The following is a 12452-nucleotide window of genomic DNA, read 5'->3' on the forward strand; positions in this document are numbered from 1 at the left end:
TTGGCCGCTTCCGGCGACGTGGCGCTCACTGGGCCAGGTCCTCGGGCGAAATGTCATCGACCAGGCGGCCCTGGTTGAGTACGAGCACGCGCTTCTTCATGCGCTTGACCAGCGCCAGGTCGTGGCTGGCGACCAGCACGCTGGTGCCGCGCTCGGGCAGCGACTCGAACAGCGCCATGATCTCCGCCGACAAGGTGGGGTCGAGATTGCCGGTGGGTTCGTCGGCGACCAGCAGGCGCGGTTCGCCGACGATGGCGCGGGCAATACCGACACGCTGCTGCTCACCGGCCGACAGCTGCGTCGGCAATGCCTCGGCGCGAGCGCCCAGGCCGACCTTGTCGAGCACGCTGCGCACGCGCTTGCCGATATCGCCACGGCGAAGGCCACGCAGGATCAGCGGCAGGGCGACGTTGTCGGCGACGCTGCGATCGGCGAGCAGGCGATGGTCCTGGAAGACCACGCCGACTTCGCGCCGGTGCAGGGCGATGCGACGCCCGCGCACCTTGAGCAGGTTGCGGTCGCCGAACAGCACCGCGCCGCGGCTGGGCCGTTCGGAGAGATGGATGAGTTTGAGCAGGGTGCTCTTGCCGGCACCGGAATGGCCGGTCACGAACAACATCTCGCCCGGCGCCACTTCGAAGCTCACTTCGCTCAGCGCGTCGTGGCCGCCGCTGTATCGCTTGCTGACATTGTCGAAGCGCAGGACGCTCATCGCTCACCGGTGCTTGCTGATGCCGCCAAGTATCGGCGGCGCGGGCAAGGAAGGCCAGCGGCGGGGCGAAAACCGCGACGGTGATCCGGTTGGCACAGACGCGTCCGTTCCCCCGCGTGCGGGAGAAGGTGCCCGGAGGGCGGATGAGAGCGCCACTTGCGGCGCCGTGCTACTGCCTCACCCCAACCCCTCTCCCGCACGCGGGAGAGGGGCTCAAGGCTCAGTGCTGGCTGCGCGGTGCGCGGGTGATCAGCGACTTGAGACTGCGGCCGATGCGGTTGAGCAGGCCCGGCTTCTCGGCGGACGCGGCACCGGCCTTCGGCTTCTGTGCATGCACCTGGGTGGCCTTGCCCGACGGCGTGGCGACGGCGGCCGTGGCCTCGCCATTGCCCTCCACGCGCTTGCCACCGCGACGGCGACGGCGCTTGCGCGGTGCGCGCTCGGCATCGTCCAGGCCCGGGGTCGGCGCCGTGACCGCCGCAGCGACAGGCGCGGCGACAACGGCTGCACCGCCTTCGGCCATGGCTGCGGCCGCGCGCGGCTTGCGCTCGCCACGCGGCGCGCCGCCTTCACGGCGCTCGCCAGGGCGACCATCGCTGCGACCACCGCTGCTGCGGCGCGGGCCGCCGGCGCCACTGCCGCTGCGACCGCCGCCACTGCGACCACCACCACGACGCTCCTCGTCGGCCGCACGCTGCTCGCGCGCTTCCTTGAAGATGGCGCCAATGCTCTCTTCTTCTTCGCCCGGCTCGCCGGCCGGCACTTCGCGCGGCGCGCGCGGCAGCGCAACCAGCAGGTCGGGTTCAACCGCCACCACCGGCAGCTTCTGCTCGATGTAGGCCTCGATGTCCGGCAGCGACATCGCGTAGCGCTCGCAGGCGAAGCTGATCGCGTCGCCCTCGGCGCCCAGGCGCGCGGTGCGGCCGATGCGGTGGACGTAGTCCTCGGCATCGAACGGCAGGTCGTAGTTGTAGACATGAGAGACGCCGTCGATGTGCAGGCCGCGCGCGGCCACGTCGGTGGCGACCAGGATCTCGAGCTGTCCCTTCTGGAACTTGTTGAGCAGCGACTCGCGCTTCTTCTGCGGCACGTCGCCCGACAGCACGCCGACGCGGTAGCCGCCGCGCTCCAGCGAACGCGCGACGCGCTCGACGAACGCCTTGGTGTTGACGAACACCATCGTGCGCGCGCCTTCACTGCGCGACAGCAGGCCCAGCAGCAGCGGGATCTTCTCTTCGTCGGCCGGGAAGTAGACCTTCTGGCGGACCTTCGCGGCCGTGATGAACTCGGTCTCGACGACGATCTTCTCGGGCTCGTTCATGTGCTCGTACGCCAGCTCCAGCACGCGATGGCTGAGCGTGGCCGAGAACAGCAGCGTCTGCCGCTCGGTGCGGATCGGCATGCGGCGCAGCAGGAAGCGGATGTCCTTGATGAAGCCCAGGTCGAACATGCGGTCGGCTTCGTCGAGCACGCAGATCTCGCAGGCGTGCAGCGACACGACCTTGTGCTGCTTGACGTAGTCGATCAGGCGGCCGGGGGTGGCGATGATGACGTCGGCGCCCTTCTGCAGCAGCTCGCGCTGCTTGTCGTAGTCGACGCCGCCGTACACCAGGGCGAACTTCAGGCCCAGGTCGCTGCCGAACTTGACCGCGTCCTTGTGGATCTGGATCGCCAGTTCGCGCGTCGGCGCCAGGATCAGCGCGCGCGGGTCCTCGGGCTTGCGTTCGGCCAGGGCCGGACGCGTCAGCAGCCGGTTGATCACCGCGACCAGGAACGCCAGCGTCTTGCCGGTGCCGGTCTGGGCCTGGCCGGCAACGTCACGGCCATTGAGCGCGAGTGGCAGCGTCAGCGCCTGGATCGGCGTGCAGCGGGTGAAACCTGCGGCCTCGAGTCCGGCCAGCAGGCTCGGATGCAGGTCGAAGGTGGAGAAGGAAATATCGGTTAGGGGCTTGTCGCTCATCAGATTCAGTCTGTCCGCGGGACCGTGCTACCTGCAGCATGCAGTTTTGCACCGGTGCGCTTGCGTGGGTGGCGTCCGCCATCGCAGACTGCCGGGGCCGGTCCCTGAGAGGGTCATTCCTCATGGGTGCCGGCTAGGTTCGGTGTCGGCGGCGGGCTTGAAGTCGCCGCGAAACGCCCCAGTTTACCGTAACGCCCGATCCGGCACCGCCGGTTCCGGGCCGGCCCCAGCCGGGCCGGCGGCCCGTGCCGCCCCCCGGCCGTCGATCCAACCCGCAGGAGAACCCCGTGAGCGAGAAAATTTTGCACGTCGGCGATGCCGATTTCGATGCCGCCGTGCTGCAGTCGTCCGAACCGGTCCTGGTGGACTTCTGGGCGGAATGGTGCGGCCCGTGCAAGATGATCGCCCCGGCCCTGGACGAGCTGGCCGCCACCTATGAGGGCAAGGTCAAGATCGCCAAGGTCAATGTCGACCACAACCGCAACACGGCGATGAAGTACCACGTGCGCTCCATCCCGATGCTGCTGCTGTTCAAGAACGGCCAGGTCCAGGCCACCCAGATCGGCGCGGTGGGCAAGGCCCAGCTGAGCCAGATGATCGACAAGGCGCTCTGAGGCCGGGCCCCGGCCTGGCAACGAGCCCACCGGCTGCGTCCGCCCTGCGGGCGCAGCTCCGCCGGCCCGCCCCGGCGATGTGAACGCCCCCTGTCCGGACGCTTGCCGCCGCGCTGTGGCAGTGCTAGTTTCGTCCTACCCGGCGTTCCCGTAAGACGTGTCGCGTGACTTGTCGCGGCGCCGCACCCCTTCTTGAACCAATCGTCCCCGACGTCCCGCTCGCCCTCTGCGAGCGCTCGCCTCAGCGAGGAATCCCTGCTTGTCCGATAACACCCCTGACGCTGGCGACACCGCCGAAAAGCGCGTGCGCAAGCCGCGTGTGAGCAAGGCAGCCGACAACGCCGCCGCCACACAGACCCCATCCGAAAGCGCCCCGGCGCCGCGTGCGGAAGCTCCGCCGCCGGCTGCCCCGGCTCCCAGCGCGCCCGCTCCGGCCGCCGCTCCCACTGAATCCCGCGCCGAATCCCGTGCCGATGGCGCCCCGCCCCAGCAGGGCGGCGAAGGCGGCCAGGGCCAGCGTGGCCAGGGCGGTCAGAACCAGGGCCCGGGCCAGAATCAACACCGCAACCAGGGCGGCCAGCAGCAAGGTCAGGGTGGTCAAGGCCAGCAGGGCCAGCAGGGCCAGGGTGGCGACGAAGGCGGCCGCAACAACCGCCGCGACCGCTTCCGCAACCGCCGTGACCGCCAGCGCGACCGCTTCCAGGGTGGCATGGAGGACGACGGCGGCAACGGCGAGCAGTTCGTGCCGCGCCCGCACCCGCAGGTCCCCGAGGGCTTCCCGCAGTACTCGCTGGGCGACCTCAAGCGGATGCCGGCGAACAAGCTGCTCGACCTCGCCGACACCTTGCAGATCCAGGAAGGCGTCGCCCGTGCCCGCAAGCAGGACGTCATCTTCGCCCTGCTCAAGGTACTGACCCGCCACGGCGAAGGCGTCGCCGCCGACGGCGTGCTGGAGATCCTGCCCGACGGCTTCGGCTTCCTGCGCTCGCACGAGGCCAGCTACCTGGCCGGTCCGGACGACACCTACATCTCGCCCAGCCAGATCCGCCGCTTCAACCTTCGCACCGGCGACCATCTGTCGGGCCGCATCCGCTGGCCCAAGGACGGCGAGCGCTACTTCGCCCTGGCCGTGGTCGACACGATCAACGGCGAGCCGCTGGAAGCGAGCAAGAACAAGGTCCTGTTCGAGAACCTGACGCCGCTGTTCCCGCGCCGCAAGTTCCGCCTCGAGCGCGGCGACGGTTCGACCGAGGACATCACCGGCCGCATCCTCGATCTGATGGCGCCGCAGGGCAAAGGCCAGCGCGCCCTGATCGTCTCGCCGCCCAAGGCCGGCAAGACGATGATGATGCAGCAGGTGGCCACGGCCATCACGCACAACCACCCGGACGTGCACCTGATCGTGCTGCTGGTGGACGAGCGTCCGGAAGAAGTGACCGAGATGCAGCGCACCGTGCGCGGCGAAGTGGTCTCCTCGACCTTCGACGAGCCGGCCGCGCGCCACGTGCAGGTCGCCGAAATGGTGATCGAGCGCGCCAAGCGCCTGGTCGAACACAAGCGCGACGTGGTCATCCTGCTCGACTCGATCACCCGCCTGGCCCGTGCCTACAACAACGTCGTGCCGTCGTCGGGCAAGGTCCTGACCGGTGGTGTCGACGCCAACGCCCTGCACCGCCCGAAGCGTTTCTTCGGTGCCGCGCGCAACGTTGAAGAAGGCGGCTCGCTGACCATCATCGCCACCGCGCTGATCGACACCGGCAGCAAGATGGACGAGGTGATCTACGAAGAGTTCAAGGGCACCGGCAACTCGGAAGTGCACCTGGACCGTCGTATCGCCGAGAAGCGCGTCTACCCGGCGATCAACATCAACCGTTCGGGCACCCGCCGCGAGGACCTGCTGATCGAGCCGGAACTGCTGCAGAAGATCTGGATCCTGCGCAAGCTGCTGCACGGCATGGACGAGATCGGCGCGATGGAGTTCCTGCTCGACAAGATGAAGACGAGCAAGTCGAACGACGAGTTCTTCAGTTCGATGAAGCGCTGAGTCCGGCGCCCGCCGTAACGAAAACGCCCCGCGATGCGGGGCGTTTTTGTTGGTGCATCCGCGGGATCAGCCGCCGATCGGCGTCAGCAGTTTCGGCCCGGTTCCCAACGGTTGAATGGCGCCATTGGCGACGGCATCGGCGCCCAGTGAGGTATCCATCGCGCCAATCCATGGCGCGCTTTGCCTTGGGCCCGGGACGTACGCCTCCCACTCGCCGTACTTCAGCGGTTTGGCGTCGTGGGCAACGAAGTCGACCGGAACGCGCGCCAGCCAGAATGGGGCATCGACTTCGTCGCCGCGCGTCGGCGGGGTGAACGTCCAGGCGCTCGCACCGCGCACCGCCGCCTTCGCCAGCACGCGGCGCCAGCGCTCCAGCCCGGCCTCGCTGTCGATGACCTTCATGTTGACCTGTTCGGCGATGGCGTCCTCGACGTTGCCGTTGCGGCCAATGCGGACAATCAAATAGACCGTGCCGTAGACGCCTGCGCTTGCGGCGTCCATCGGATAAGCCGGCGGCTTCAACGATGCGCTCGCGAGGGATCCTTCCTCGTTCGGATTGCCGAAGTTTCCGGCGGCGATGCGGACATCAAAACCGTCGCCCGTTGCCGCGCGCCTGGCCACCAGGCGGACGCTCATCGCGGTACGCACCCTCGCCGGCTTGCCTGCGATCTCGACTGGCTCGAACTTCCAGCCCGGCGTGGCCTTGTCGAGCAGCGCGGTGACCACTGGCGGCAACTCCGCGCCGCGGTCGAGGGTATAGCCGCTGACGCTGCCGTCGGGCTCGATGTCGATCATGCCAGCCACCAGCAGCGTCGATTCGACCTGTTTGCGCACCGCAGCGGGGCCGGCGGCCAGGGCAGCGGTGAACCAGAACATCAGGCTCAACGTCGCAATCCATCGGATGAATTTCATTGGCGTCTCCTACCCCTGCCCTGCCGGTGTCAGCAGGCGCGGGCCTGTGTCGTTGTCGGAATAGACGCCGCCGGCGGCGATCGCGTCGACGGGATCGCGCGCGTCGTCTGCGTTGTCCCGCCACGGCACCGCCACGCGCGGGCCGGGGACGTAGGCTTCCCAGTGTCCGTACGCCGGCTGCGGCCGGTCCGGTGCGTAGAAGTCGACCGGAATCCGCACGGACCACGACGATGCCGCCACGTCCTCGCCCTTTTTCGGCGGATCGAACTTCCACTGGCGCGCCTTGGTGACGCAGACGTCGGCGAACTCCTTGCGGAAGCGCTCCATCTCCTTCGGTCTCGCCGCGACACGCAGATTGACCTGGCGTGCGATGACGTCCTCGACGCTGCCGTCGCGACCGATCCGCACTATGAGATAGACCGTGCCGCCGATGCCGCCTTGCGCCAGGCCCTGGGGATAGCGCGGCGGCGCCAGTCGACCACGCCGGGTCGGGATCCCCTCGTCGTCACCCTTGCCAAAACTGACGCCCGCGATCTTCAGCGAGAAGTCGCCGTTGTCGCCCTGGTTGCCCACGACCCTGAGGCTGAAATGGTTGCGCGCGGCGACTGCCTGGCCCGCAGCCATTACCGGGTCGAAGCGCCAGGTGGCCACGGCGGCGTCGACCAGCTGGACGACAGATTCTGGCAACGCGTCGACCTTGTCGACGGCGTGACCGCTGACGCTGCCATCGCGTTCGATATCGACCGTACCGGTCACCAGCATGGTGACCACGATCTGCTTTCGCACTTCCTCCGGCGCGCGCGACCGCGTTTGCGCCTGCGACTGCGCCACCGTGCCCAGCAGCACCAGTGCCAGCGCCAGCCATCCCTGCCTTGCCATGCGATCTCCCCCATCCATGAGCTGCGAAGATCAGAACCGGAAACGGGGCTCCATGCAAGCCCTTGCCGCTTGCCGGCGCATCGCAGTGGGTCCGGGTGAAGGCGCTGCAGTCGGGATGCGATGCGCGCCACCTATACTCCGTCCAGGAGGTGCTCATGCACAGCGGCGGTCTTGAATTGGCTCTGGTGTTCCTGCTGGCCGCGGTGATCGCGGTGCCGGTGTTCCGCCGCTTCGGGCTGGGCGCGGTGCTGGGTTACCTGACCGCGGGCGTGGCGCTGGGGCCGTACGGCTTCCGCGTCGTCACCGAGGCCGAGCGCGTGCTCACCGCCGCCGAAATCGGCGTGGTGATGCTGCTGTTCGTGATCGGACTGGAGCTGTCGGCCGCGCGCCTGCGGGTGATGCGCAAGCCGGTGTTCGTCATCGGTGGGCTGCAGGTGCTGCTGACCGGCCTGGCCCTGGGCGGTTTGTCGATGGTCGCCGGCGTGAGGTGGCAGGCGGCGATCGTCGTCGGCCTCGGCCTGACGCTGTCGTCCACGGCGGTGGGTCTGCAACTGCTGTCGGAACGCAAGGAACTGACCACCGACCATGGTCGTGTCGCGTTCGGCATCCTGCTGTTCCAGGATCTTGCGGCGATCCCGCTGTTGGCGGCGATCCCGCTGCTGGGCCGCGCCGGCGCCGCCGAGTTCAGCTGGGAAGAGGTGGTCAAGGCCGTCGGCGCAATGGCGGCGCTGGTGATCGGCGGTCGCGTGCTGCTGCGGCATGTGTTCCGCGTGGTCGCGCGCGCGAACATGCCCGAGGTGTTCACCGGCGCGGCGTTGCTGACGGTGCTGGGCAGCGCATGGCTGATGCAGATCGCGGGGCTGTCTGCCGGCCTGGGTGCGTTCATCGCCGGCGTGCTGCTGGCCGACTCGGAATTCCGCCACGAACTGGAAGCGCAGATCGATCCGTTCAAGGGCCTGCTGCTCGGCTTGTTCTTCATCGCCGTGGGCATGAGCATCGACCTGCAGCGGGTGCTGTCGGAGCCGTGGATCATCACCGGCCTGGTAGCCGTGCTGATGGTGGTGAAGTTCGCCATCCTCTACCTGATCGGGCGGCGACCGGGCGGGCTGGATCCGCGCGCGGCGCTGAAGCTGGGCGGCGTGCTGGCTCTGGGCGGCGAGTTCGCGTTCGTGGTGTTCAACGAAGGCGTGAAGGCGGGCCTGATCGAGGACCCGGTGCGCGACCGCCTGGCCGCGGCGGTGGGCGTGTCGATGGCGTTGACGCCGTTGCTGCTGATCGCGATCGGGCGCCTGCTGGCCTCCAACCGCACGCGCAAGCAGGAGCGCGAGTTCGACACTTTCCCCGACGACGGCCAGCCGCAGGTGATGATCGCCGGCTTCGGGCGCTTCGGTCAGATCGTGGCGCGCCTGCTGGTGGCGCAGAAGATTCCCTTCATCGGCATCGAGCACAGCGCCGACCAGGTCGACTTCGTGCGCCGCTTCGGCAACCCGGTCTACTACGGCGATCCGGCCAAGAGCGAGTTGTTGCGCTCGGCCGGTGCGGCCAACGTCAAGGTGTTCGTGGTCGCCATCGACAGCGTCGAGGAGAACCTGCACACCGTGAGCACCATCCGCCGCCTGTATCCGGAGGCGACGGTGTTCGCGCGCGCGCGCGACCGCCGCCACGCCTGGGAGCTGATGGACCTGGGCGCGCGGGCGCTGCGCGAAACCTTCTACAGCAGCCTGCGCATGGGCGAGAAGGTGCTGGTCGAACTGGGTCTGCCGGAGGACGTGGCGCGCGACCATGCCGAGCGCTTCCGCGAGCACGACCAGCGGCTGCTGCGCGCGCAGTACCTGATCCGCGACGACGAGGACGCGCTGCTGCAGTCGACGCAGGATGCGCGACGCGAACTGGAGGAACTGTTCAACGCCGACTTCGGCGAAGGCATGCTCGGCCAGATCGCCGATGCGACGCGCAACGAGGCGAACGTGCTGGACGAGGAGTAACCACGTCACCCCGGCGTTCGCCGGGATGACGTGAGCAATGCCGAGGCGTCAGCGCGGTTCGCGCAGGAAGCGCGCCATCGACACGTTCTGGCCTGAGGCCGGCGGCGCGAACTCCGCGGCGATGTCGATGAAACCGCGCATCACCGCGATCTCGCGCGGGGTGCGGTTGAGCGCGTCGCGCAGGTCCGGATCGGCGCCGGCGCGGATCAGGAACTGGACCACGCGCAGCAGGCCGTGCAGCGCCGCCAGGTGCAGCGGGCCGAAGCCACGCGGGTCCTTGGCGTCGAGCGCGGCCTCGTGGTCGATCAGCAGCTGCATGCCGGCGATCAGCACGTCCTCGTCGGCGCCCGTGCCGGGTTCGGCGCGCGCACCCAGCAACAGCAGCAGCGGCGTGGCGCCGGCCGCCGGATGATCGGCGTCGACGCCGGCCAGCAGCAGGGTGTCGAACAGCGCCACCAGGCGCGAACGTTCGCGCGCATTGAAGCCGTACATCGCCGCGCAGTGCAGCGCCTGGCGGCCTTGCGCATCGCAGGCCTGGACGTCGGCACCGGCGGCGAGCAGGCGCGCGGCCAGGTCGGTCAGTCCGAGTGCGCAGGCGACCATCAGCACGGTGAGGTCACCGGGCAACCGCTGTTCGAGCGGCGCGCCGGCAGCGATCAGTCGATCGACGATTTCTGCATGGCGCATGCTCACCGCCGCCGACAGTGGCGTCGCGCCGGAATTGGCCGTCGCCTTCGGGTCGGCGCCGCGCGCCAGCAGCAGGTCCACGACGGCACGGTGTCCGCCACCGGACGCACGCAGCAGCGCCGTGCAGCCCTGTGCGTCGACCGCGTCGACCGCCAGGCCCAGGTCGAGCAGGCGGCGCACTGCGTCGGCATCGCCCATGATCGCGGCCGCGGGCACGTCCTGCGCTTGCAGCGGACGCCGCGGCAACGGCCAGCCGCGCCAGTCGAGCCAGTCGGCGAGGTCGCGCCGGCCCGAAGCCAGTGCCACGCCCAACGGGGTCTGGCCGTCGGCGGCCACCAGGTCGGGAGCGGCGCCCTGCGCCACCAGGCGCTTGAGCATGCCGTCGCGTCCCAGTGCGGCGGCCAGGTGCAGCGCGCTCATGCCATGGCTGTCGCGGGCATTGAGGTCGACGCCGATTGCGAGCAGGCGTTCGACGACGCGCGGCCAGTCCAGTCGCACCGCCAACGCCAGCGCAGGATCGCCGGCGGGCGATCGCGCGAACGGGTCTGCGCCGCGTTCGATCAGTTCCAGCGCCAGCGACTCCGCCGCTGCGCCGTCGGCGTCGCCGCCATGGCAGGCGGCGAGGAAGCGGGCGAGGCCACCGGCACCGGCCGGTGAAGCGCCGCGGCGCAGCAACGCCAGCAGCGACGGCAGGGCGTCGCCGCCACGTGCCAGCAATGCCATCACCGGGGTATCGCCGGCCGCGTTGCGCGCTTCGGCATCGGCGCCCTGCGCCAGCAGCCAGTCCACGCGCGTGGCGGAGACCGCCGATTCGTCGTCGTGCAGGAGCGCGCCGCGTTCGCTGGCGCTGAGCAGCTGCGCAAGTCCACCCAGCTCTCCGGCGCGGCCGTCGCGCAGGCCATCGCGCAGCAGCACGGTCGGCGCGCGATCGGGCAACGGCGCATCGTCCTCGCCTTCCTCGCTGAGCGCGGACGGCAACGGATAGGCGCGGTCGAGCGCGGCCACGAGCGACCAGCGCCCGGCTTCGGCAGCGCGGTCGATCGCGCGCTTGCCGTCGGCGTCGCGTTGCTCGGCGTCCACGCCCAGATCAAGCAGGCGCTGCACCAGCGCCGGAGACGGCGACTCGGCCATGCATGCCAGCACCAGCGCGTTGCGGCCGCGGCTGTCGATGGCCAGGGCGGCGTCGGCGCCACCGCGCGGCAGTTGCGTGAGCAGGCGTTCGAGCAGATCGAGATGGCCGCCGCGTGCCGCTTCGAGCACCGGGCTGCGTCCTTCCAGGTCGCGCGAATCGGCGTCGGCGCCGGCGGCGAGCAACGCCGCGGCAATGTCGAGGTGGCCGGCGTAGGCGGCTTCGTGCAATGCATTGCGGCCGCGGCGGTCACGCCCGTCCACGCGCGCCTTGTGCTTGAGCAGCAGGCCAACGCCGGCGACGTCGTCCTCGTCGCCACCGGCGGCGGCGAGCAGCACCGGCTGGCCACCGGCCGGCTCCGGGCGCGCACCGCGCTCGAGCAGGAACTTGGCCAGGCGCCAGTTGCCGCCGGCGCAGGCGACGCCGAGCGGCGACAGACCGTCGTGGTTGAGCGGATCCAGCTCGGCCGCGGCATCGCGCAGCAGCGCCGCCACGCCCGGGTCGGAACTGCGCGCGGCATGGTGAAGCGGGGTGTTGCCCTCGGCGTCGGTCAGGCGCGGGTCGGCGCCATTGGCAAGCAGGGTCATGACCGCGTCCGGACGCCCGTGCCAGCTGTCGCGGGTGGCGGCCAGCAGTGGGTTCATGCCGGCGTGCGTGACATTGAGGTCGATGCCGTTGGCGATCAGCGTGCGCAGCAGGCGCAGGTCGGGCAGCACCGCGGCGAGCACGGCCAGGCTGCGCTGGTCTCGCTCGTCGGCCGGCGGCGGCGCGGTGACGTCGGCGCCCAGTTCGATCAGTTCCAGCGCACGTTCAACGCGACCGCTGCGAGCCGCGGCGTACAGCGCCGGGGCCAGCGGTTCGCCGTCGACGAGGGCAACGGGTTCCTCGTCTTCTTCCCCGTCATCGTCGTAGGCGAATCCCGGCAGCGGATCGGCCGGAGCCACTTGCTGCAGGACGAGGTGCAGGCCCGGTGCGGCCAGTGCGAACACGACGGCGAGGATCCAGCGTGTACCGGCGCCGAGCAGTCCCGGCCAGGCCAGCATCAGCACCGCCGCGGCCAGCGCCAGCACGATCGCGGCAACGCCGAGCCCGCGCCAGGCGCTGAGTTCGAGTTCGCCCAGGGCCTGCCAGTGCTCGCGCAGCGGTCCGCCTTCGCGCTCCATGCCCAGCCACAGCGGCCACAGCCGCCACAATCCGAGCAGGGCCACGCCGACGACCGCACTGAGGCCAAGTGCCGAAGTCAGCGACCCGGTCTGCAGCAGTGAAGACAGCGGCCAGGCGACGACCGCGGCCAGGACCGCGACTGCCGCCGCCCACAGCAGCGCCAGCACACCGGCCTCGCGCACTGCCTCGCTGCGTGTCGGCAGGCCGCCATCGCGCCAGCCGCGCACGGCCAGCGCCGCCAGCGGTTGCGCCACAACGCCAGCCAGCACGGCGACGATGCCGCCAAGGCCGGCGACCAGGCCCAGCGCGATCGCGCCGGCCAGCAGGCCGCCCAGCCGCATAGGCAGCGACGGCGAGGGTCGCGGC

Annotated in this window: 8 protein-coding genes; 3 read left to right on the plus strand and 5 right to left on the minus strand. The window is 70.0% G+C overall.

The features are described 5' to 3' along the window. Positions 1-25 precede the first annotated feature (25 nt). Complete coding sequence (gene ftsE, locus AB4Y64_RS05475) at positions 26-712, minus strand: cell division ATP-binding protein FtsE (RefSeq protein ID WP_441815433.1); 687 nt, start codon at positions 710-712, stop codon at positions 26-28. Positions 713-932: 220 nt separating this feature from the next. Beyond that, positions 933-2672: an ATP-dependent RNA helicase RhlB gene (gene rhlB / locus AB4Y64_RS05480; protein ID WP_441815434.1), complete on the minus strand. Its 1740-nt coding sequence runs from the start codon at positions 2670-2672 to the stop codon at positions 933-935. Between the two features lie 287 nt (positions 2673-2959). Here rhlB and trxA point away from each other — a divergent pair, with 287 nt between their 5' ends. Together trxA and rho are read left to right on the plus strand one after the other, a co-directional pair. After that, positions 2960-3286 carry a thioredoxin TrxA gene (gene trxA, locus AB4Y64_RS05485; protein WP_441815435.1) on the plus strand — a complete coding sequence of 109 codons (327 nt, stop codon included), beginning with the start codon at positions 2960-2962 and terminating at the stop codon, positions 3284-3286. A gap of 259 nt (positions 3287-3545) precedes the next feature. Continuing rightward, the gene (gene rho, locus AB4Y64_RS05490; protein ID WP_441815436.1) at positions 3546-5330 is read left to right on the plus strand and encodes a transcription termination factor Rho; all 1785 of its coding nucleotides are present in this window, start codon (positions 3546-3548) and stop codon (positions 5328-5330) included. A gap of 66 nt (positions 5331-5396) precedes the next feature. Here rho and AB4Y64_RS05495 read toward each other — a convergent pair whose 3' ends face one another. Together AB4Y64_RS05495 and AB4Y64_RS05500 are read right to left on the minus strand one after the other, a co-directional pair. Continuing rightward, complete coding sequence (locus AB4Y64_RS05495) at positions 5397-6242, minus strand: energy transducer TonB (RefSeq protein ID WP_441815437.1); 846 nt, start codon at positions 6240-6242, stop codon at positions 5397-5399. Positions 6243-6251: 9 nt separating this feature from the next. After that, a complete protein-coding gene (locus tag AB4Y64_RS05500; protein ID WP_441815438.1) occupies positions 6252-7121 on the minus strand; it encodes an energy transducer TonB in 870 nt (289 codons plus the stop codon). 155 nt (positions 7122-7276) lie between these two features. Between AB4Y64_RS05500 and AB4Y64_RS05505 the strand changes: the two genes are divergently transcribed. Further along, positions 7277-9106 (plus strand): monovalent cation:proton antiporter-2 (CPA2) family protein, encoded by a 1830-nt coding sequence (locus tag AB4Y64_RS05505; protein WP_441815439.1) that lies wholly within the window; start codon positions 7277-7279, stop codon positions 9104-9106. A gap of 48 nt (positions 9107-9154) precedes the next feature. On the opposite strand, the gene AB4Y64_RS05510 is transcribed toward AB4Y64_RS05505, so the two are convergent. Continuing rightward, a complete protein-coding gene (locus tag AB4Y64_RS05510) occupies positions 9155-12427 on the minus strand; it encodes an ankyrin repeat domain-containing protein (protein WP_441815839.1) in 3273 nt (1090 codons plus the stop codon). Between the last annotated feature and the right edge of the window lie 25 nt (positions 12428-12452).

The sequence above is a fragment of the Lysobacter sp. TAF61 genome (genome assembly GCF_052113485.1).
GTDB lineage: Bacteria > Pseudomonadota > Gammaproteobacteria > Xanthomonadales > Xanthomonadaceae > Lysobacter_J.

Excerpts from the sequence above, each read along its gene's own strand:
- ftsE (WP_441815433.1), bottom strand. The coding sequence starts at position 712 with ATGAGCGTCCTGCGCTTCGACAATGTCAGCAAGCGATACAGCGGCGGC.
- rhlB (WP_441815434.1), bottom strand. The coding sequence starts at position 2,672 with ATGAGCGACAAGCCCCTAACCGATATTTCCTTCTCCACCTTCGACCTG.
- AB4Y64_RS05495 (WP_441815437.1), bottom strand. The coding sequence starts at position 6,242 with ATGAAATTCATCCGATGGATTGCGACGTTGAGCCTGATGTTCTGGTTC.
- AB4Y64_RS05500 (WP_441815438.1), bottom strand. The coding sequence starts at position 7,121 with ATGGCAAGGCAGGGATGGCTGGCGCTGGCACTGGTGCTGCTGGGCACG.
- AB4Y64_RS05505 (WP_441815439.1), top strand. The coding sequence starts at position 7,277 with ATGCACAGCGGCGGTCTTGAATTGGCTCTGGTGTTCCTGCTGGCCGCG.
- AB4Y64_RS05510 (WP_441815839.1), bottom strand. The coding sequence starts at position 12,427 with ATGCGGCTGGGCGGCCTGCTGGCCGGCGCGATCGCGCTGGGCCTGGTC.